Origin of the sequence: Acinetobacter sp. NIPH1876, from assembly GCF_022808535.1 — a bacterium.
Classification (GTDB): Bacteria; Pseudomonadota; Gammaproteobacteria; order Pseudomonadales; family Moraxellaceae; genus Acinetobacter; species Acinetobacter higginsii.
Genome location: NZ_JALGBR010000018.1, coordinates 25,732 through 47,546 on the forward strand (window position 1 = coordinate 25,732; position 21,815 = coordinate 47,546).

The following is a 21,815-nucleotide window of genomic DNA, read 5'->3' on the forward strand; positions in this document are numbered from 1 at the left end:
TGTGTCAGTGCGTAAAAGCTTAAGCAGGGATAAAAAAGCTCATGCCTAATAAAGCCAAGATCACAGCACCTAACCAATCTACAGATTTAAATGCATATTGCTTGATTTTAAGTTCAATCAATTCAGGTCTCAACCACAGATAAATCAAGATTAAACATGAGATAAGCCAAGAGAGGGTTTGTTTATAAATATTCAGACCTTTAGACAAAGCAGCGAGATAAAGCAAAGTCATCAATAGCATAAAACCCAATAAAATCAATTTATGTTTTAAGCTTAATGATCTCTTCTCACTCATATCAGTCTGATTTATTTTTTCTTTTCCAAAAAAATTGCCCATCTTAAGATGGGCAATTTTAAGATTGCGATTAACGCCATTTCACTGTTTGAATGGGTTCTGCTTTTTTGTTCTCCTTTTCATCAGTCGAACAACCACAGCCACCGCCACACCCCACAGCCATTTTAGGTTTTAACCATGTCGCCAAACGCTGCCAGCCTAAACGCTGACAAGAATTCGACAAACTCAGAAATGCTGAATTTGCTGTTTGAGGGAACACCTTTTTGAATACGACAACAGCACTCCACAGTACCAATACAGCAACAATCAAGTACTCAAACATAACCGTCTCTCCAATGATTGCCTCCCGTTTTAAAGGGAGGCTAGGTGGAATTTCTTAACCCCAAATGCTTGATGCAATTTGATAAGTCAAGAAAGACATTAAATACGCCAAACCGAATAAATATGCCGTCATTACAGAGACATGTTTCCATGAACCTGTCTCACGGCGTACCGTTGCTAACGTTGCCAAACAATGTGGTGCATAGATAAACCATACCAATAATGATAAACCTGTTGCCAATGACCAACCCGTCCCATCAGCACTAATCAAATGCGACAAGCCTTGCGCAATCGCATCATCATCTGCACCAGATAGCGCATAGACGGTACCCAATGCAGCAACCACAACTTCACGCGCCGCCATTGCAGGAATAAGAGCAACCACGATCTGCCAGTTAAAACCAACAGGTGCAAAAATCGGTTGCAACAAATGCCCCAACATCCCAGCAAAACTGTAGTCGATGTCTGGTAAAGTCGCCCCTTCTGGTGCTTGCGGGAAGGTACACAAAAACCAAAGTAAAATCGACAGGGCGAAGATAATGCCACCGACTCGTTTTAAGAAGATTTTACCGCGATCAAGTAAGCCAATCCCAACACTTCTTAAATCAGGAATACGGTAACTTGGTAGCTCCAATAATAATGCATGTTGTGATTTATCTTTTTGCAGAAACTTCATCACAATCGAAACACAGAGTGCGCTGACAATGCCTGACATGTACAAGCCAAACAGGACTAAACCTTGTAAGTTGAAAATACCCCATACCGTTTGACTCGGAATAAAGGCCGCAATCAACAAAGCATAAACGGGTAAACGCGCAGAACAGGTCATCAATGGCGCAACCATAATCGTGGTAAAACGATCACGTGGGTCACTGATACTACGGGTCGCCATGATCCCAGGCACTGCACATGCAAAGCTCGACAGCAAAGGAATAAAGGCACGTCCACTTAGACCTGCTTTAAACATGAGTTTATCCAGCAAGAACGCGGCACGCGGTAAATAACCAGATTCTTCTAACACCAGAATAAAGAAGAATAAAATCAAAATTTGTGGCAAGAACACCACCACACTACCTGCGCCCGCAATAATCCCATCGACCACCAAACTATGCAGTAAGGGTTGCGAGATATACTCGCCAAGCTTCTCACCAAACCATGCAAAGAAGGTTTCAATCCCATCCATAAATGGCGCAGCCCAAGCAAACACGGCCTGAAAGACGATAAACATCATGATTGCAAGGCTCAGTAAACCAAGCACTGGATGTAAGAAAATCTTATCCAGAAAATCAGTACGTTTATCCTCCTGATCAACAAAGTTCACCACATCTTTGAAAATCACTTCAATTTTCTGGTGATGATCCCCTTTCAAGCCACTCAGTTCCGTTTGTGGAATCGAATACTTGTCTTGATCAAGTGCATGCAGTAGGTTTTCGATACCTGAGTTACGTACTGCAACCGTTTCAACCACAGGTACACCCAAACGCTCAGAAAGCTTTTGAGTATTGATCTGGATACCACGACGGCGCGCTTCATCCATCATGTTCAATACGACAAGAATCGGACGACCCAGCTCAATAATTTCCAGTACCAAACCAAGATGTAGCTTTAAGTTGGTTGCATCGACCACACACAAGAAGGCATCTTGTTGCCCTTCTTCCGCAATTTTGCCTTGGCAAACATCACGGGTAATTTCTTCGTCTGGGCTGGTTGCTTGAAGGCTGTATGTGCCTGGCAAATCTAAAACACGTACTGCTTTTCCAGATGGAAGCTGGAAATGCCCAACTTTACGTTCAACCGTCACACCCGCATAGTTAGCAACTTTTTGGCGTGTTCCAGTTAAATGATTAAATAAAGATGTCTTACCACAGTTTGGATTTCCCACAAGGGCAACACGTAACGCATCACTCATGCAGGTGCTCCTTCAAGTTGAATTTCAATTTTATCCGCTTCCGCTTTGCGTAACGCAAAACGCGTAAAACCGAGCTGGATTAGAATCGGGTCTCCACCAAAGATGCCTTTGGTAATCACCTGTACTTGTGTACCTGGCACAAAGCCTAAACTTTCTAAACGAACTGCAACTAAATCTGGCTGTTCTGTCTCATCGACCACGCGATTTACTTTCGTAATCATCGCTGTTTGCTTGACTTTTAATGCTGACAATCGCACCGCTTCTAACCCTTAACCCTTTTTTTGCTAGTATACAAGCAAATGAGAATAATTACCAAAACCAATCTCAGTGGCATTTGCTTCTGTGACAGATCGACAACAATTCATTTTTCTTTTACAGTCCAATTCAACCAAAAATAAATCAGGGCAACATTCTCCCTAAAATACCCGCCCCTCTTTCACTGAGAAATATCTTCAACGCCCTATGTTAAATAAAAAGCCTCGTATTCCCGCTGCGGTTAACATCCCCGAACATTTGAGTTTTTTACAGGGTTTTCGGGATTATCTGGTGGCTCAAACCGTGAGCCCACATACCCGTAATGCCTATTTATCCGACCTGATTCAATGTGCTGAATTACATCAAACCACCACATTACCGCAATGGTCCAGTGATGATATTGCTGATGTTCTCATCGCCCTCACCAAGGCCGGTAAAAGCCCTCGTTCGATTGCACGTTGTCTCTCTGCTTTAAGGCAGTTTTATAAGTTTTTAAGAGAACAAAAGTTACGGGATGATAATCCTGTTGCCACCCACCATTCCCCTAAAATTGGACGAGCCTTACCCAAGGATTTATCTGAACAAGATGTAGAAGCATTAATCAATGCACCTGACATCAATACAGCATTAGGCCTGCGTGACCGCGCCATGTTCGAAGTCCTGTACGCCTGTGGTCTGCGTGTTTCAGAATTACTGAATTTACGTTTAGAACTGATCAATTTAAAACAGGGCTTTGTTCGAATCACAGGTAAAGGCAATAAAGAACGTCTCGTTCCGCTGGGGCAATTTGCCTGTGATTGGATCGAAAGATATTTGGCTGAGTCACGTCCGCAGCTGTATAAAAGCAGCACGGATTATCTGTTCCTCACTCAACATGGCGGCATCATGAGTCGACAGAATTTTTGGTATGCGATTAAGCGTTATGCCGTACAAGCTAATATTCAAGCGGAATTGTCTCCCCATACCTTACGCCATGCTTTCGCGACCCATCTACTCAATCACGGCGCAGATTTACGTGTGGTACAAATGCTACTTGGACATAGCGACCTATCTACTACGCAAATTTACACTCATGTCGCACAACAGCGGATGCAGGAATTGCATGGTAAATACCATCCACGCGGCTAAAACCACCTTTTATCTAGGATTCAGACAAAACCTGATTCTATTCACAGAGCTTATGCAAGATTTAACGAAGTGATTCATTTTTTTTGTTATGCTAGGCCCCTTATACAAATGAATTCGTACAAAAAAGGTTCTATATGTTGTTTACTCGGTCTCAGCTTGTAATTGCTTGTACATTAGCATCAACATTATTAGTCAGTGCTTGCTCAAAAGAAAACTCAGCACAAAAACAAGATGCGCTCACAGCAAGTGCACCGGCGACGGGTGAAGCATCAACATTAAACGAACGCAATGCACAACAGCGTTTGGTCACTACCTTAGAAAAAAACTTTAAAACAGCCAATATCAACGCGAAAATCCTTAGCATCAAAAAAACTGAAGTCCCAAACCTCTATTGGGTGAGTCTGGAAGGCATGGGTTCAGTCTATGCCACTGCTGATGGTCAATACATTATTCAAGGTGATGTGGTGCGTTTAGGTGATAAACAGTTGCACAATGTCAGTGACGCTCTACAAGCCACCGAAAATAAGAAACATTTAGCTTCACTCAAAACTGAAGACTTAATCGTTTATCCTGCACAAGGTGGCAAAGCCAAACATGTCATCTATGTATTCACCGATTCAAGCTGCCCTTATTGCCATAAACTGCATGAACATCTTGCTGAAATTAATGCCAAAGGGATTGAAGTTCGTTACATCGCCTGGCCACGTGGCGAACAGTTCATGCCAACCATGCAAGCGATTTGGTGTAGTGAAGACCGTAAGGCTGCCTTCGATCAAGCTGCCAAAGGCTTACCCGTTTCGGCTGCTGAATGTAAGAACCCTGTTCGTGACCAGTATCAACTGGGTTTAAATATGGGCGTGAATGGTACACCTGCCATTTATAACGTCGATGGCGAATATTTAGGTGGCTATATGACGCCTGAAGAAATCGTACAACGCTTAAACAAATAAGTTCAAACTACACTACAAATAAGCAAAGACTCGGGCGACAGATTAAAGATGATCTTAGCCCTAGTGTCTGCGCATTTTTTTAGCTATGATCAAGCTTCATTAAAATGATTGAATATAATGGAGTGTAACGTGAAACCAGTTCGTCTGGCGATACTCGGTCTTGGTACTGTAGGTGGTGGAGCCCTTAAATTACTACAAGAAAATGCTGCGGAAATTAAACGCCGTACCGGTCGAGAAATTCAAATTACACACGTAGGCACACGCCGTCCACGTCCAGATTTACAACTCGAAGGTATTAAACAAAGCGATGACTTGATGGAGATCGTACGTCAGCCAGATGTTGACATGGTGGTCGAAGTCATGGGTGGTATTCATCCTGCTTATGAAGTCATCATGGAAGCTATTAAGCATGGCAAACAGGTTGTGACTGCAAACAAAGCTTTACTGGCTGAACATGGCAATGAACTGTTTAAAGCAGCAGAAGACAATGCTGTTCAGATTGCCTATGAAGCAGCTGTTGCGGGTGGTATCCCAATCATTAAAGTGATCCGTGAAGGTCTCGCAGCGAACCATATCGAATGGCTTGCGGGCATCATTAATGGTACCGGCAACTTCATTCTGACTGAAATGCGTGAAAAAGGCCGTGCCTTTGAAGACGTTTTAAAAGAAGCGCAAGAACTTGGTTACGCCGAAGCTGATCCAACCTTTGATGTTGAAGGCATTGATGCTGCACATAAACTGACGATTTTGGCGTCATGTGCTTTTGGTATTCCATTGCAATTTAATAAAGTCTATACCGAAGGCATCAGCAAAATCACTGCTCAAGATGTGAAATATGCAGAAGAACTTGGTTTCCGTATCAAGCACTTAGGTATCGCACGTCGCGCAGATAAAGGCATTGAATTACGTGTACATCCAACTTTAATTCCTGCTGAAGAATTGATTGCTAACGTCAATGGCGTTAAAAATGCAGTCTTGGTACAGGCCAATGCAGTTGGTCCTACTTTATATTACGGTGCTGGCGCAGGTGCAGGTCCAACCGCTTCTGCTGTGGTTGCTGATGTGATTGATATCGTCCGTGATATTTCATATACAGAAGATGGCGCAGGAACAATTCCTCAGCTTGCTTTTGAAGCATTGACCAATGTGCCAATCTTAAGTCGTGAAGAAATGACCACAGGTTATTACATCCGTCTCAATGCTGAAGACCAAACTGGCGTATTGGCAGATGTCACTACGATTCTCAGCCGTGCAGGCATTAGTATTGATGCCATCATGCAGCAATCACGCTTAAAAGACTTGATTCCTATCGTGATTTTAACAGATCCGATCGTTGAATCAAAAATGGATGAAGCGCTTGCACAAATTCAAGCATTACCTGCAATTCGTGGCGAAATCGTAAGAATTCGTTTAGAATCGCTCGATAGTTAATCAGGTTGAGGGAAAATGACTTCCCTCACCCCGCTCTACCTCATATTGGAACACCATCATGTCGAATGCCAATCGTTATACTGGTCTTGTAGATCGTTATCGTGACCGTTTACCTGTGTCTGCAACTACACGCGCAATTTCTTTAGGTGAAGGGAATACCCCACTGATTAAACTAGAGAACATTCCACGTATTATTGGCAAAAACGTAGAAATCTATGTGAAATACGAAGGTCTGAACCCAACAGGTTCATTTAAAGACCGTGGTATGACAATGGCTGTGACCAAAGCAGTTGAAGAAGGCTCGAAAGCAATTATCTGTGCATCTACAGGCAATACTTCAGCGGCAGCCGCAGCCTATGCAGCACGTGCAGGCATCAAAGCGTTCGTATTGATCCCAGAAGGCAAAATTGCCATGGGTAAAATGGCTCAGGCAATGATGTACGGCGCGATCACCATGCAAATCCGTGGTAACTTCGATGACGGTATGCGTCTGGTCAAAGAAGTTGCAGATCAAGCACCTGTAACGATTGTAAACTCAATCAACCCATACCGTCTGCAAGGTCAAAAAACCATTGCTTATGAAATTGTAGAAGCATTGGGTCGTGCTCCTGATTATCACTGCTTACCTGTCGGTAATGCCGGTAACATCACAGCACACTGGATGGGTTATACCGAAGCGGTTGCCAATCAACCTGCGGATCAGTTTGAGCAAGTGATTTATGATGCTGCAACCGATCAATTCACTGGTCCTAAACCAGAAGGCTTACCAACAATGGTCGGTTATCAAGCATCTGGTGCTGCACCATTCTTACGTGGTGCACCAGTAGAGAACCCAGAAACAGTTGCAACAGCGATTCGTATTGGTAATCCACAAAGTTGGAACCATGCTAAAGCAGTGGTCCGTGATTCTAAAGGTTGGTTCGATGAACTGACTGATGCTGAAATTCTAGAAGCACAACGCTTGCTTTCAATGTATGAAGGTGTGTTTGTTGAACCTGCTTCAGCAGCATCAATTGGTGGTGCGATCCGTGATCTTAAAGCAGGTAAAATTGCTGAAGGTTCTGTGATTGTATGTACAGTGACAGGCAATGGCTTAAAAGATCCTGATACTGCAATCAAACAATGTGCTGATGCCGTGATGTTGTCGATTGATGCGACTATGGATCAAGTGAAAGATTCTATTCTTTCAAATATGTAAGCAGATATATTGAAATAAAAAACCAGTTGCCTGCAACTGGTTTTTTATTGCTAATTATAAAAAGAAAAAGTTATTCATAATCATCATAGCTATATTGTGCAGCTAATTCTTTTTCAATCCTCTGAATTTCTTCAAGCTCAATTTCTTTGATTTCAAATAATGGTTGTTTGAGTAAAGGATTAACCGCATATAAAGCTTCTTCTTCCCAACCCTGCATAATCGTTAAAATTTGACTTTTCTGTTCGTATTTCAAACCCGATTGCGCTGTGATCATTGCCTCTAAGAGCACAGGCTGATCAGACAACTCATCAAGTGAGCCTTTAAGCTGAATATCACCATAGTCATAATCTGCAAAAATAGTTCCGACATTGGTTTTTAATTGTTCAGGTTGATCTGCATAAGCTAAACTGGCAAAAAACTCATCATGCTCTTCCACCCATTTCTGTTTTTTGACTGACCAAAGCGCATAAAACCGAGCCTCATGTTCAAACTGTAGCAGTTGAAATTTTTGCATTCCTGCCAATTGGATAAATTCAAAGGTATCTTCATCGCTTAAGCTTTCAGGTAACACTTCATCTGAGATATCCCCATCTTCACAGACATGCTCACCACAACGTGAAAACACAAAATCATCCAGTTGTTTTAGCAATGCTTCATCTGCATCAAAAAGGGATTCCACTTCATATAGGGCAAAATCTCGCGCCCCATCAATTTCTAACTTTTTATATGCAGCCTCGGCTTGGGCTTTATCCTCAAAAACATTGGCAATACGATTGCCTGCCACATAAAAGACTTCATCGTTATACCCAAAATATTTGGCACGAATCACATAAGTCGTCATGGTGTTCCCCTTAATTCATTTATCATTGAGTTGTTTGTTTTATTTGATGTAATGCTTGAGCACTTGCAGGAATCGCCATGCCATTATCCATCCATAATTCAAAATGCATGGCATTAAAAAATCAGCGGGGCTATACACGATATTGTCCAGTTTCGGCAGTTACCCAATCCTCGGCAAAATATCGTAGATAAACCAACTATTATGGATGAGCAACAGCGAATGCAATTTTCCTGTTAGTGCTAAAGGCGATAACATTAATTGTGAAAGTGTTTTATCCTGCACATAATCATGATGTAATGGCTCTAAATGCTATTCAAAGTTCTTAGGCAATTGTCTTGCATCTATCGCATTTACAAAATCATTGAGTGTCGGAATAAAACGTTGTTGGTAATCCACCAATAAATGATCACGTTCGCACAAATCTTTAATATCAATTGATTTGTCTGCATTATTTTGAAGGCTATGCCCAAACACAGGAACCACAACAGAATTTATGCCCCACAAGGTCTGTGAAATTCGCTGTCGTGCATCACTACACAGGCTTTTGGTACTACCTATAAACGCATGTAGTTCATAGTCGTCTTCGGGTTCCCCACCCCAACGTTTTGCAGAAATCCGTGCGTGTTGCATCGCATTCATAACGGTCTGTCATCATTTTTTGTTGTAAGCACACATTAGCCGATTTCGGCTCAAAAAACGAACATAATTTATTGAAATAAGACAAGTTGTGTCGCATGATTCAGGCATAAAAAAACTCTTCATAAAGAAGAGTTTTTTATATTTCGAATGATTAAACGCGTTTTGGCAAAGTGCTTAACCAGCTTAATAAATTGGTGGCATCGCTATTACGTGCTTGCGAACTTGGCGCACCTAATAACACCACAACCGCTGGGCGTGAATTCACAGTGGTATGCATCACCACACAACGGCCTGCTTCATTAATATACCCTGTTTTTGACAAGTTAATGTTCCAGCCACCATTACGTACCAACGCATTGGTATTATTCGATTTCAGCACACGGTAACCTAAATTGAAGTCATAGGTTGGTGTGGTAGAGAATTGACGAATCAAGCCGTATTGTGAAGCGGTACTTACTAGAATACCCAAATCACGTGCTGAAGAAACATTATGTGGATCTAAACCTGTAGATTCAGCATAACGCGTAGATGTCATGCCCAATTGCCTCGCTTTTGCATTCATTGCCGCAATAAATGCAGAACGGCCACCTGGATAGGTACGTGCTAATGCAGCTGCAGCTGGATTCTCAGACTTCATTAATGCAAACAAAAGTGCTTCTGCGCGATTCATGGTATCGCCTGCACGTAGGGTTGAACTTGAGTTCTTACCGCCTGCACCAGCAAAGTCGATTGACTCTAGCGTAATTTCTTCTGACATGTTTAAACGTGCATCTGCCGTGACGACAGCAGTCATCAGCTTCGTAATCGACGCAATGGGTACCGACATATTACTGTTTTTACTGTACAGTACTTCACCCGTTTGCGCGTCCATTACCAAAGCAGCACGTGCATTGACAGAGGGTTGACTACTATACCCAAAGGTATCTCGAATCTGCCCTGACTGTTGCGGCGTACTTGAAGAAGTAATTGTTGCCGAACCACCATTACGCAATGTTGTGGTAACAGAGGTTGAACCTTGTGGACCAATTTCTAATGGTTCATCATCTTCCATCAACTGGCTTGCATCAGTTGCAGACCAATTCATCGAAGCTGAACCGCTTACACGCGAAGAAGCTGGATTGTTATTCACAACCAGTTCAGCAAAACTTGTTGTGCTCCAGGCCAACAAGATAGACATGCTTAAAACATGCATGATAGATTTTTTAGAATTTTTCACGACACAATACTCAACTCAGGACGCTGCACATTTGCGCTTAATACCATTATGCCTTACATTTAAACAAATCGGGTAAAGCTTTTATAGACACAATTGTGTACAACTATTCGCTAAAAACGAAGAATAGGATTGCTAATTTTGTCGTTTCATTGCAAGCTAATTTTGCTTTATGTAACAAAAAACCAGTTTTTTTGAAAAAAGGAGGTCTTCTTGATCACTGTTCTCGTTGTTGATGATCATGAACTCGTACGCACAGGAATTTGTCGTATGTTGGAAGACCACCCCGATGTAGAGGTCATTGGGCAAGCTGAATCAGGTGAAGAAGCCATTGCGTTAGTCCGTCAGAAACACCCTCAAGTAGTGTTGTTAGATGTGAATATGCCAGGTATTGGTGGAGTGGAAACTACTCGTCGCTTATTACAAAGCGCACCTGAAACAAAAGTGATTGCCGTCAGCGGTCTTGCTGAAGAACCCTATCCATCCCTGTTATTAAAAGCAGGAGCGAAAGGCTATATCACCAAAGGTGCACCGATTTCTGAAATGGTTCGTGCTATTAACAAAGTCATGCAAGGCGGAAAATACTTTAGTGCAGATATTGCTGAACAATTGGCCAGCTCCTATCTTTCAGATACACAACAGTCTCCTTTTGATGCGCTATCAGAACGTGAGATGCAAGTTGCCATGATGGTGGTGAATTGTATTAGTGCCCAAGAAATCGCTGACAAATTATTCGTAAGCGTCAAAACTGTAAATACCTATCGTTATCGTATTTTTGAAAAACTGAGCATTGATAGTGATGTCAAACTCACCCATCTTGCGATTCGCTATGGACTCATTAAACCTTAAAAAACAGTAAGCGCCTATGTTAGGGAAAATTGCGTCGTCAGTCTCACAAACTGTCTATCGGCTTGGGGTTTGGTATAGTGGCTATCGGCTAATCATTTCGATTAGCCTGCTGTTAATTTATTTACTCACTGCTGAACAACTTTCCAGCAACTATATTTATCCCTTCTTATATTTTTATACCTTGATTTGCTATATTGCATTCAACATTTTTCAACTGTTTTTATTACAGTTTGTTCCGATACAAACCTCCAAGCAGTTGATTTTTATCTTTCTGATTGATGTCATTTGCCTAAGCTTGATCACCTTTTCTGCGGGTGGTCCAAATCTGCAACTCAGCTTACTTTACGTCATTATTATTTTCTCGTCTGCAATTTTATTAAATGCACACCTGTCGCTGATTATTACTTTATTTGCCGTCATCATGGTGGTTTATCAACGTTTTTTAGGTGACTTTTTTGAGGCCAATAATTTAAATCACCTCGGAAATAGCGTTTTTCTGGCGTTTTTATTTTTTGTAGTTCATGCTATTGGTCGTATTGCAGTACAGCGTTTTAAAATTCTAGAAACTTTAACTTTTCATCAATCCATTGAAATCCATCAACTACAGAATATTAATCGCTATATCTTAGAACAAATCGAAGATGGCTATTTAGTACTGGATGAAAGTAACCATATCGTGTTAACCAATCCTGCAGCCAATGCACTATTGGGTATCCATTTACCGATTTCCTTAGAAAAAACGCCACTAGTCAAATTACAACCTGACCTATTTGAACTGGTTCAGTTTAGTGACTTAGAAGACGGCGAAGAATTCAGTTTTGAATCACAGCAAAGTTCATACACCATCAATGTTCGAGTGAAACATCTAATTGTTCCCGAACAAGCCTTAGTGTTATTGATCTTAAAAGATGCACAGAAACTGACTCAACAAGTTCAGCAATTGAAACTCGCCGCACTTGGTCAGCTATCAGCCAGTATTGCCCATGAAATTCGCAATCCTTTGGCTGCTATTGTACAGGCCAATGAATTATTCAAAGACAGTGATACCCACCAACAAGAAATGCTGTCGCGCATGATTAGCAAACAAGCCAAGCGGATTGATAGCATCGTGCAAGACACCTTAGCAATGGCACGAAATAAACCGACAGAAGCACAAGAAATTGATCTGAGCTCCTTCTTTGAAAGTTTACTCAATGAAGATCTTGCAGATGCTAAACAACAAATTCAAATTAAAATCACAGAGCAAACCAACATCTTATTTGATGAAAAACAATTGCGCCAAGTGCTGATTAATTTAATTAGAAATGCATTAAGACACAATGCAACTGACGCGCCTTATATTGAAGTCGAGGTGCACGAAAAAGACGGGCGAACGTGCATTGATGTCATCGATTTTGGGACGGGTGTCTCAAAACGGGATATTTCTCAACTGTTCAAACCATTTTTTAGTACCGAAATTAAAGGAACTGGTTTAGGATTGTATTTGTCTCATACTTTTTGTGAGGCAAATCATGCAAAGCTCACTTATATAGAGCGACAACAAGGAGCATGCTTCAGGATTGAATGCTCAAAAACTCATTGATTTATAGATTAGGTTTCTCGGGGAAATGGCAACAAAACAACCACTCGTCTTATTGGTAGACGACGAAGAAGATTTATGTCTTTTAATGCAGATGACGCTGGCGCGTATGGGCATCAAGACACATCTCGCCTATCGGGTCGAACAGGCAAAAAAGTTCTTTACTGAATTCCAGTACGATGCTTGCTTAACAGATTTAAATCTTCCAGATGGCAATGGTTTGGATCTGGTCAAACACGTGACACAGAACTATCCCAATACGCCTATTGCGGTACTGACTGCCTACGGCAATATGGATATTGCCATTTCAGCCTTAAAAGCAGGCGCATTTGATTTCGTCAGTAAGCCTGTCAACCAAATGCATTTGGATCAATTGATTCAGAAAGCATTAAATCGTCCACAGCCTGAACAAGAGGCAGCAGAAACAGCCTTAGAGAACAAGCTGTTAATTGGACGTTCTGCACCCATTCAACAGCTTCGCATCGCCTTAAAGAAAATTGCCCGCTCCCAAGCTCCAGTATTCATTACCGGTGAATCAGGAACAGGCAAAGAAGTGGTTGCGAATCTGGTCCATCGTTTAAGTAATCGCAGCGAAGGTCCTTTTATTGCGATTAACTGTGGTGCGATTCCGACTGAATTGATGGAAAGTGAGCTATTCGGGCATAAAAAAGGTAGTTTTACTGGCGCGACTCAGGACAAGCAAGGCTTAATTTTGTCTGCACACGGCGGTAGTTTGTTCTTGGATGAAATTGCCGAACTACCTTTAAATATGCAAGTCAAATTGCTGCGTGCCGTACAGGAAAAGAAAATTCGTCCCGTTGGTTCAGATCAAGAGATTGATGTGGATTTCCGTGTAATTAGTGCCAGTCACCAAGATTTGGAACTGTTGGTACAGCAAGGTCGTTTTCGTCAGGATTTGTTCTTCCGTATTCATGTGATGGATATCGTACTGCCGCCTTTACGTGAACGTGGACAGGATATTTTGTTATTGGCCAATCACTTTATTCAAAAGATTAGTCAAGAATGGGACCTCACTGCGAAATCGTTGTCTTCACGTGCAGAGCAGTTCTTATTACAGCAATATTTCCCAGGTAATGTGCGTGAATTACGCAATATTATTGAACGTGCAATTACGCTGAGTGACGATGACAATATTGATTTGGCACATCTCCAAACGGCACCTTTACGTAGTTCATTGGCAAACCCAACACCTTCATTTTCCAATACGACGGCTGAAGAAGTTGAAACACCGCAATATTCTGCAAGCCCAAACATGAGTTCAAAGAAGCTTCCACCTGAAGGTTTGGAGCGTTATTTGGAGAATATTGAAAAAGAAATTCTTCTGAATGCACTGAATCTCACACATTGGAATCGAACGTTGGCGGCAAAGAAGTTGGGAATGACCTTCCGTTCGTTACGTTATCGATTGAAGAAGTTCGGTTTAGATACTGAAGATGATGAATAATCAATATTAAAAAAAGCCCCTCAACTGAGGGGCTTTTTTTAATATCTACTTTTCAAAACCAAATCTGTGACATGTTCAAGATAATTATCTTCTTTCATCTCGGCAGACAAAGCATAGGTCTGATTTGGCTGAATGCCTTGACCTTCAATCATATTGCCATTTGGAGTGTAATAGTGTGATACCGTCATCTGCAATGCAGCGCCACTTGGTAGGGGGAACAACTTTTGAACCACGCCTTTGCCATAACTATTTTCGCCGACCACCCAGGCACGCTTATGCTCTTTTAATGCCGCTGTAAAGACTTCAGCAGCAGAAGCGGAACGACGGTTGATTAAAATGCCTAATTTCATATTTTGAAATTCATTAGAAGGAAGTGCTTGGAATTGCTGATCACCTTCAGAACGACTTTTAGTCGTGACAATTAAACCCTGATTTAGAAATAGATCCGCCGCTTCGACCGAGGCTGAAAGCAAGCCCCCTGGATTATTACGTAAATCGAATACCACGGCCTTAAGTTTGGTCGAACTATATTCTTCAATCAAACGTTTAATCTCATTCGCCGTATCTTGCTGAAAAACACGTATTTTCAGCACCAATACCTGATTGTGCAATAAAACGGGTTCAATATCAGTTTCGACTTTTTTATTTCTCACCAAAATGGTCGTACTATTATTCTCTGTTTGTATCTGGACAGTACTTCCAATCGAGCCATAGAGCAGACCTTGTACTTGGTCTTGATTTAAGCTTTTGAGTTCTTGGTTATCCACTTTTAGGATAACTTGTCCATTGCGTAAACCAAGCTTACTTGAATCCGAACCAGACTTCAGATCCTGAATTTGCCACGTTTTCGAATGTGCATCATAATTTAAATTGAAATCGACAGAAGCTAAGTCACCCTCTGTATACTGAATCAGTTGACGATATTCTTCTGCTGATAAATAACGGGAGTAACGATCTAAACCGCTCACCAAGCCTTTAATCGATTGCTGGAATAAAGCATCATCCGACTTTTTATCGACATAGTTATCTTTGACGATGCCGTAAATCTGTACAAACTGTTGAATAGATTCAATTGGGACTTCAGCATTACCAGACTTGGAATCTTCATTCGACCACCCTGAAGAATGGGTGATTGGTGCGGCTGAGAGACTATGCCCCCAACACATCAACACACTTGCACATAACGCTCGGTAAATGTTGTTGTGTTGGGTCATTGATTCACCTTATTTAAAAGTAATTAAGTTCTTGCCTTGCATTTCAGGCGGCACAGGAATGTTCATCAAATGCAAGAGTGTTGGTGCCACATCCGCCAATACGCCATCTTCAGCAATCGTTGCTTGTGTAGGACCAACATAAATAAATGGAACCAATTCTGTGGTATGTTGGGTATGAACCTGCCCACTATCATAGTCTTGCATTTGCTCTACATTACCATGATCCGCTGTAATTAACATATGCCCTTTGTTCGCCATCACTGCATCGTAAACTCGGCCTAGACAGCTATCGACTGTTTCAACTGCTTTCACTGCGGCATCAAACACACCCGTATGCCCAACCATATCACCATTGGCATAGTTCACGACTAAAAGGTCAAACTCACCTGAATTGATTGCATTCACCAATTCATCAGTCACTTCATAAGCACTCATTTCTGGTTTTAAATCATAGGTTGCAACATTCGGTGAAGGAATGAGAATACGTTTTTCACCTTCATATTCATCTTCACGACCACCACTGAAGAAGAAAGTAACGTGTGCATACTTCTCAGTTTCAGCAATACGCAATTGGGTCTTACCCAGACTTGACAAATATTCACCAATCGAGTTTTTAAGCCCTTCTGGCATATATGCCACAGGTGCATCAATACTGGCTTGATAACGGGTCAACATCACAAACTTAGACAGGTTTGGAACGACTTTACGGGTAAATCCAGCAAAATCTTTTTCAACAAAAGCACGAGTAATTTCACGCGCACGATCGGCACGGAAGTTCATAAAAACTACACTATCGCCATCTTGCACATTGGCAATTTCACCAATACGTGTTGCTTTAACAAATTCATCATTTTCATTCGCAGCATAGGCAAGCTCTAAGCCTTCAACTGCTGAGTTGGCGATACGTACTGCTTCTCCCTCTGTCATGAGGCGATAGGCTTGTTCAACACGATCCCAACGATTATCACGGTCCATCGCAAAGTAACGACCAATCATCGAAACGATACGACCCTGATTTGGATATTGTGTAAATAAAGCATCTAGTTTTTCTAGTGACGGCTTTGCACTCCGCGGTGGTGTATCACGACCATCCAAAAATGCATGTAAATACACGGTTGCACCGCGTTTTAATGCCAGCTCACACATTGCTACAATATGGTCTTCATGTGAATGAACACCGCCTTGAGACAACAGGCCCATCACATGGACGGCACCCTTTGCTAGTTTGGCTTTTTCTACAGCATCAATTAAAACTTCATGCTCAAAAAAAGCACCAGTACGGATATCTTTAGTAATTCGAGTGAAATCTTGGTACAGCACACGACCTGCACCTAAATTCATATGACCGACTTCAGAGTTGCCCATTTGACCGTCAGGCAAGCCGACATCTTCGCCTGAACCTGAGATTAAACTATTTGGATGCTTGGCCTTCATCGCAGTGAGGTTTGGCGTTTTCGCCGCTAAAAAAGCATTATCTTCAACTGCTTCACGATGTCCTACACCATCCATAATTACCAGAACGTGAGGAATTTTGCCAGCATTTGCATCCGTCATAATGGACTCTCTGTTTGTCATTTGATCGGTCTATTTTACCGAAATTTAATCGAATTCTCCATGACCTGACTGATGGCTTTCATCAATCCTGATCATAGAACCTCTCCATCAAGATTAGCGTGCTCGATAGAGCAGATAACTCCCCACCATAAAGATCAGCACCACGGGCATCAGCACAAACCATGCAGGTGAAGGTGCGTACACCAAGCTTGCATAGCCCAAGAAATCTTGAAGATAAAAGAAACCTAAACCTGTAAACAGTGAAATCACCAAACGGAAACCCATTGACTGTTGACGTAATGGCCCAAAAATGAAAGAACAAGCAATCAACACCAAAGTAATTAAAGAAAATGGTGAGGTCACTTTCTGCCAGAAGGCCAATTCATAGGTCTTCGGCACCTGACTATATTCATCCATATAGCGCATGAAACTAATCAACTGGCTTGGAGATAAATCTTCAGGGTCCAAGGTCACCATATGTACATATTTCGGCTGTAATGCTAAACCAAGCGATTGCTGCGCATGATCTGTTTTAATGGCATTGCCTTGCGCCAGTAAATCCACTTGATGTGATTGAGACAACTGCCATTCACCATCTTTAATAAACTGCCCTTTTTCAGCGGTCACAAAAGACTGCAAGCGGTAGTCCTGATCAAAATCAATGATCTGAATGTTGCGTAGCTGACCTTGTGAGTTGGCATAATCAATATAAATAAAACGCTGACCTTCACGTGACCAATAACCTTTGACTTCGCCCAAAGCCGCTACACTGCGTTGTTTTTTAATACTTTGAGCTTGTTCGTTGGTATAAGGAATCACCCATTCACTCAACACAAAAGACAGTACGATCAATAACAGCGCTGAACGCATGACCCAGCCAACAATTCGCCATAAACTGATACCAACAGAACGCATCACAATCAGTTCACTATTCGAAGCAAGTGCGCCCAGTCCTAAAACAGAGCCAATCAATGCAGCAACAGGTAGGATTTCATATAAATAACGCGGTGCACCCCACATCACAAATAGAAAGGCCTGCCATGCATTATAGTTAGGTTTCAGCGAACCCAATTCACCAAGGTACGTAAATAATACTTGTAGGAAAGATAACACCAGCGTTGTTCCGAGCATCGCTAGAACCGTGGTTTTTGTCACATGTTTGGCGACTATTCGACGTGCTAACATCACAACCCCACTCGCTGCATACTTTTCTTAATTTTAGGCGCTAATTTTTGTTTACGTGCAAAAATTGCGGCTGCAATGGCATAAACCAAAATCACAGCTGGATAAGCCCAAATGTCCAACTCATCTTTACTGATTCGAGTCTTAATCGCGATCAAAACCACAATTAAGCTGGCAAAAATAAAGATCGCAGGAATCAAACGATAATAACGCCCTTGACGCGGACTCACTTCAGACAATGCGACAGCAAGCATCAAACCCACAATAATGATAAATGGCCCAAAGATACGCCAGCCTAATTCACTACGCACCACGGAGTCATCCCGTTTCTGCCAAAGCTTGGACATTGACAAGGCCTCTACATCATCACTTTCAAATTTCACATCTTTATCATTTTCTAAACGTAAGCGATAAGATTGAAATTCTGCCTGAAGATAACGTGGCTGATTAGGATAAATCTCGTAACGACGGCCTTGAACCAAGTCCACGACATTAGCCGTATCATTAGCAACTTCAACACGAGTGGCTTCTTTCGCCAAAATCATGATATCTGGTTTATCTTCTTGGTTGGATTTTTGATAGAAGAAAATCTCTTTTAAATTCTTACGATCTTCAGACAATGAGTCTGCATAAATCGTAAAAGGGCCTGAAGAAATAAACTCCTTAGGACGAACCAAGTCAAAGCCCGTGCGTACCGCTTGTGTGCTGGTCAGTTTTTCAAACTCACGTAAGCCCCACGGCCCCATCCACACCATTAAACAGGTTTGTACCACCAGATATACCAAGGTCATCGGTAACAACATGCGTGCCAATTGATTCCGACTTACACCACTGCCATTTAACACCGCCATTTCATGGTCAACATAAAGACGACCAAACACCAGCATCAAGGCAATAAAGAAACCCAAAGGAAGAATCAGCGTTAAAAACTCGGGCAAACGATAGCCGATGATGCTAAATAAAATGCCTGCATCTAAACGACCTTGAGCTGCCACGCCAAAATATTTGATTAAACGACCACCCATCATAATCAGGGTTAATAAACCAATGACGACGAGTGATGTCGAAACCACTTGTTTGACGAGATAACGCCGAATAATCAAAGTAATACTTCCAAAAAGCCCAATTGAAGGTAACGCTAGTTTACCCGAATGTTAAAAATATAAAACCTATCGCTTGTTGCGGATTGCAACCTCATATCCGAAAGTGTTTAATGGACTTATCTTTCTTTTTCACTCATCAGGTTCCATACAAACAATGAAATTTACCCTTCATAACGCATTCCCAACTCAGGCGTCTAGCGAATCTTTGTGGATTTTGGTTGATTCAGAACAATTACAACAGAACTTAAATACATATCAAATCAATCACCTAGAAGAAGTGCTTAAGGCAACACAATTCAAAGCAGGTTTTAACGAAAGCTTAGCCTTAATTACCAATATTTCCGTACAAGCCAATGCTCAACTGCTCGGACTCGGAAAAAGTGCCGAGTTAAAAGCCACAAAATTAGCAAAACTCGCACAAACTATTATCAAATCATCACAAAATAAATTTAAACAAATTAGTGTCGATCTTTCAGCACTCCCAACCGATTTACATTCACTATTTGTCTTGAGCCTCACCCAAGCTGCTTATGGTTATGACGAATTTAAATCGAAAAAGAATGAGTCTGTCTTAGAAACAATTCACCTGATCGCCAATCAGACCACTTTAGATGATGCACAACTGAATCTAATTCATGCGGTGCAATCAGGTCAAAACTACGCACGTGATCTCGGCAACCGTCCAGGTAATATTTGCTTCCCTGAATATTTGGCAGATCAAGCGATTGCACTTGCAGCACAATATCCAGCGCTTTTAAAAGTCACAGTGCTGGATGAGCAGCAAATGGCGGACTTGGGGATGTATGCCTTCCTTGCAGTCAGCAAAGGCTCTGATCGCCCGGGTCGCATTATTACACTCGAATACAATGCCCAAGTAGATCAAGCGCCTGTCGTGCTTGTCGGTAAAGGTGTGACCTTTGATACAGGTGGTATTTCATTGAAACCAGGTCTAGGCATGGATGAAATGAAGTTTGATATGTGCGGCGCAGCTTCTGTTCTTGGAACCATTCAAGCACTATGCGAAGCACAATTGCCCATTCATGTGGTTGGTGCGATAGCAGCTGCTGAGAATATGCCTTCTGGTCATGCTACTCGTCCAGGAGATATCGTCACTACCATGAGCGGTCAAACGGTTGAAATTTTAAATACTGATGCCGAAGGTCGTTTAGTCCTTTGCGACACCCTCACCTACATCAAACGCTTTAACCCAGCACTGGTGATTGATATTGCAACCCTCACAGGTGCATGCGTTGTTGCGCTGGGGAAAGTGGTGAGTGGCTTATTTACGCCAGATGATGAACTTGCCGAAGACCTACAACAAGCAGGTGAACAGTCACTAGACCGCGTATGGCGTATGCCAGTGATGGAAGAGTATCAAGAATTACTGGATTCTCCTTTTGCTGATATTGCCAACATTGGCGGTCCATATGGTGGCGCAATTACTGCCGCGTGTTTCCTCGAACGTTTCACCCGTGATTATCGTTGGGCACACCTCGATGTCGCAGGTACGGCGTGGTTATCGGGTGCAGCCAAAGGTGCAACGGGTCGTCCAGTGCCATTACTGATGCAATTCTTGGCCAATCGTGTTGCAACGAAAAACTAAAACATGCCAGAAATCAGCTTTTATCTATTTGAAAATAGTAAAGAACGGCAAGTCGAAAGTGCTTGCCGTTTATGCCGTAAGATTCTGAATCAGCATCCACAGATCTGGTGGTATTGCGCTGATTCTGAGCAGCAAATGGAGTTAGATGAGAAACTTTGGAACTTTGATCCACTCAGTTTTATTCCACATGGCATCAATCAGCCGCATAGTCCAGTGTGTATTTCAGCGGAATTACCTCCGTCGAATGATTGGATCGTGTTTAATTTTAACAATCATGCACTTGAACAAACTCAAGATTTTCGCCACATTATCGAAATTATTGAAAATAATGAAACGGCAAAACAGATCGGGCGGGAAAAATTTAAAATGTATCGTCGTTTAGGTATTGAACCTCGAACATTTAAATTATAAATCGGCAATAAACATCATTTGAGGAGTGTCTTGTGGCATTAAATGTAGGTCAGGACTTTAAAAAACGTTGGTTAAATGCACCTGAGGCTGTCCGTCAGACCTATCAGGACGATTTAGCACGTATTTGTGATCTACTGCTACCACAAACACTGACTCAGACATGGACGCAGCATGAAGAAAATGCTCAGAAGCTTTCTCAACAGCGCATTGATCAAGCCTATGCCGACTTAAAAGCGGACTTGATTGAACAAGCACGCATTCGTAAACAACTGGCTTTGGAAAAGGCTTTGGAAGAGAAGCGTGCAGCTGAAGCTGCCTATGCCGCACAACTGCAAGCCGATGAAGCCCGTCAATTTGAACAACAGACTGAGAGCCTGCTTGCCTTACGTGGCCATATTGATCAGGAAATTGCACAGCAAACTGAACGCTATCAAAGTAACCCTGAGCACCCAAATATCGATTATTCACAGGCTCAACGTGTTGTGATCGATGATCAGCAAATTCTGTCAGAGTTGGAAAGTGTCCGTGTACGACTTGAATTAGAAGCCGAAGGTTTAATTGAGCAAGCGGTAACTGTATTCCGCGCCAAGTTACATGCCCTCGCGCAAGATGAAATTGACTATATCTTGAAAAAGAGTGAATTTTCAGACGAAAAATAATAAAAAAGCCCAGTTC

The 21,815-nt window shown here is 42.0% G+C and carries 20 protein-coding genes and 1 pseudogene; 10 read left to right on the forward strand and 11 right to left on the reverse strand.

Going from position 1 to position 21,815, the window contains the following annotated elements; all coding sequences use genetic code 11:
* Positions 1-19: 19 nt before the first annotated feature.
* From MN869_RS17510 to MN869_RS17525, 4 genes are read right to left on the reverse strand one after another with little or no spacing between them, the layout of a single operon-like run.
* Positions 20-310, reverse strand: a complete 291-nt coding sequence (locus MN869_RS17510) for a hypothetical protein (RefSeq protein ID WP_243308893.1) — start codon at positions 308-310, stop codon at positions 20-22.
* Positions 311-365: 55 nt separating this feature from the next.
* A complete protein-coding gene (locus tag MN869_RS17515; RefSeq protein ID WP_171551616.1) occupies positions 366-617 on the reverse strand; it encodes a DUF6587 family protein in 252 nt (83 codons plus the stop codon).
* Positions 618-671: 54 nt separating this feature from the next.
* Positions 672-2,525 (reverse strand): ferrous iron transporter B, encoded by a 1,854-nt coding sequence (locus MN869_RS17520; RefSeq protein WP_171551617.1) that lies wholly within the window; start codon positions 2,523-2,525, stop codon positions 672-674.
* Positions 2,522-2,782, reverse strand: a complete 261-nt coding sequence (locus MN869_RS17525; protein WP_004656347.1) for a FeoA family protein — start codon at positions 2,780-2,782, stop codon at positions 2,522-2,524. Before MN869_RS17525 ends, MN869_RS17520 begins: the two co-directional genes overlap by 4 nt.
* Before the next feature lie 205 nt (positions 2,783-2,987).
* Between MN869_RS17525 and xerD the strand changes: the two genes are divergently transcribed.
* The 4 genes from xerD to thrC all read left to right on the forward strand — a co-directional run bounded on the left by xerD (position 2,988) and on the right by thrC (position 7,487).
* Positions 2,988-3,908 (forward strand): site-specific tyrosine recombinase XerD, encoded by a 921-nt coding sequence (gene xerD, locus MN869_RS17530; protein ID WP_243308863.1) that lies wholly within the window; start codon positions 2,988-2,990, stop codon positions 3,906-3,908.
* A 134-nt stretch (positions 3,909-4,042) separates the two neighbouring features.
* Positions 4,043-4,858 (forward strand): DsbC family protein, encoded by an 816-nt coding sequence (locus MN869_RS17535; RefSeq protein ID WP_243308865.1) that lies wholly within the window; start codon positions 4,043-4,045, stop codon positions 4,856-4,858.
* Between the two features lie 129 nt (positions 4,859-4,987).
* Positions 4,988-6,289, forward strand: coding sequence for a homoserine dehydrogenase (locus MN869_RS17540; RefSeq protein ID WP_004802159.1), 1,302 nt, complete (start codon positions 4,988-4,990; stop codon positions 6,287-6,289).
* A gap of 58 nt (positions 6,290-6,347) precedes the next feature.
* Positions 6,348-7,487: a threonine synthase gene (thrC, locus tag MN869_RS17545; RefSeq protein ID WP_004802157.1), complete on the forward strand. Its 1,140-nt coding sequence runs from the start codon at positions 6,348-6,350 to the stop codon at positions 7,485-7,487.
* A 70-nt stretch (positions 7,488-7,557) separates the two neighbouring features.
* Here the strand turns inward: thrC and MN869_RS17550 are convergent, their stop codons facing one another.
* The 3 genes and pseudogenes from MN869_RS17550 to pbpG form a co-directional block, all read right to left on the reverse strand.
* Positions 7,558-8,328 (reverse strand): hypothetical protein, encoded by a 771-nt coding sequence (locus MN869_RS17550; protein WP_243308866.1) that lies wholly within the window; start codon positions 8,326-8,328, stop codon positions 7,558-7,560.
* A 22-nt stretch (positions 8,329-8,350) separates the two neighbouring features.
* Positions 8,351-8,967 (reverse strand): annotated as a pseudogene (locus tag MN869_RS20485) (hypothetical protein).
* A 151-nt stretch (positions 8,968-9,118) separates the two neighbouring features.
* Positions 9,119-10,183: a D-alanyl-D-alanine endopeptidase PBP7/8 gene (gene pbpG, locus MN869_RS17560; RefSeq protein WP_171551622.1), complete on the reverse strand. Its 1,065-nt coding sequence runs from the start codon at positions 10,181-10,183 to the stop codon at positions 9,119-9,121.
* A gap of 210 nt (positions 10,184-10,393) precedes the next feature.
* Here pbpG and MN869_RS17565 point away from each other — a divergent pair, with 210 nt between their 5' ends.
* The 3 genes from MN869_RS17565 to MN869_RS17575 are packed head-to-tail and all read left to right on the forward strand — an operon-like array spanning position 10,394 to position 14,073.
* Positions 10,394-11,029, forward strand: coding sequence for a response regulator (locus MN869_RS17565; RefSeq protein ID WP_004802154.1), 636 nt, complete (start codon positions 10,394-10,396; stop codon positions 11,027-11,029).
* 16 nt (positions 11,030-11,045) lie between these two features.
* Positions 11,046-12,611 (forward strand): ATP-binding protein, encoded by a 1,566-nt coding sequence (locus MN869_RS17570; RefSeq protein ID WP_243308868.1) that lies wholly within the window; start codon positions 11,046-11,048, stop codon positions 12,609-12,611.
* A 25-nt stretch (positions 12,612-12,636) separates the two neighbouring features.
* Positions 12,637-14,073, forward strand: coding sequence for a sigma-54 dependent transcriptional regulator (locus MN869_RS17575; protein ID WP_243308869.1), 1,437 nt, complete (start codon positions 12,637-12,639; stop codon positions 14,071-14,073).
* A gap of 38 nt (positions 14,074-14,111) precedes the next feature.
* On the opposite strand, the gene MN869_RS17580 is transcribed toward MN869_RS17575, so the two are convergent.
* The 4 genes from MN869_RS17580 to lptF all read right to left on the reverse strand — a co-directional run bounded on the left by MN869_RS17580 (position 14,112) and on the right by lptF (position 19,126).
* Entirely contained in the window at positions 14,112-15,287 is a 1,176-nt protein-coding gene (locus MN869_RS17580) for a S41 family peptidase (RefSeq protein WP_004802146.1), read from the reverse strand.
* 9 nt (positions 15,288-15,296) lie between these two features.
* Positions 15,297-16,841: a 2,3-bisphosphoglycerate-independent phosphoglycerate mutase gene (gene gpmI, locus MN869_RS17585; protein ID WP_243308871.1), complete on the reverse strand. Its 1,545-nt coding sequence runs from the start codon at positions 16,839-16,841 to the stop codon at positions 15,297-15,299.
* A gap of 114 nt (positions 16,842-16,955) precedes the next feature.
* Positions 16,956-18,026 carry an LPS export ABC transporter permease LptG gene (gene lptG, locus MN869_RS17590; RefSeq protein WP_243308874.1) on the reverse strand — a complete coding sequence of 357 codons (1,071 nt, stop codon included), beginning with the start codon at positions 18,024-18,026 and terminating at the stop codon, positions 16,956-16,958.
* Complete coding sequence (gene lptF / locus MN869_RS17595; protein WP_243308875.1) at positions 18,026-19,126, reverse strand: LPS export ABC transporter permease LptF; 1,101 nt, start codon at positions 19,124-19,126, stop codon at positions 18,026-18,028. Before lptF ends, lptG begins: the two co-directional genes overlap by 1 nt.
* 154 nt (positions 19,127-19,280) lie before the next feature.
* Here lptF and MN869_RS17600 point away from each other — a divergent pair, with 154 nt between their 5' ends.
* Genes MN869_RS17600 through MN869_RS17610 form a run of 3 tightly spaced genes read left to right on the forward strand, consistent with a single transcriptional unit; the run spans position 19,281 to position 21,799 of the window.
* Positions 19,281-20,729 carry a leucyl aminopeptidase gene (locus MN869_RS17600; protein WP_243308877.1) on the forward strand — a complete coding sequence of 483 codons (1,449 nt, stop codon included), beginning with the start codon at positions 19,281-19,283 and terminating at the stop codon, positions 20,727-20,729.
* Positions 20,730-20,732: 3 nt separating this feature from the next.
* Positions 20,733-21,140, forward strand: a complete 408-nt coding sequence (locus MN869_RS17605) for a DNA polymerase III subunit chi (RefSeq protein ID WP_243308879.1) — start codon at positions 20,733-20,735, stop codon at positions 21,138-21,140.
* Positions 21,141-21,172: 32 nt separating this feature from the next.
* Entirely contained in the window at positions 21,173-21,799 is a 627-nt protein-coding gene (locus tag MN869_RS17610; protein WP_243308880.1) for a hypothetical protein, read from the forward strand.
* Positions 21,800-21,815: the final 16 nt, after the last annotated feature.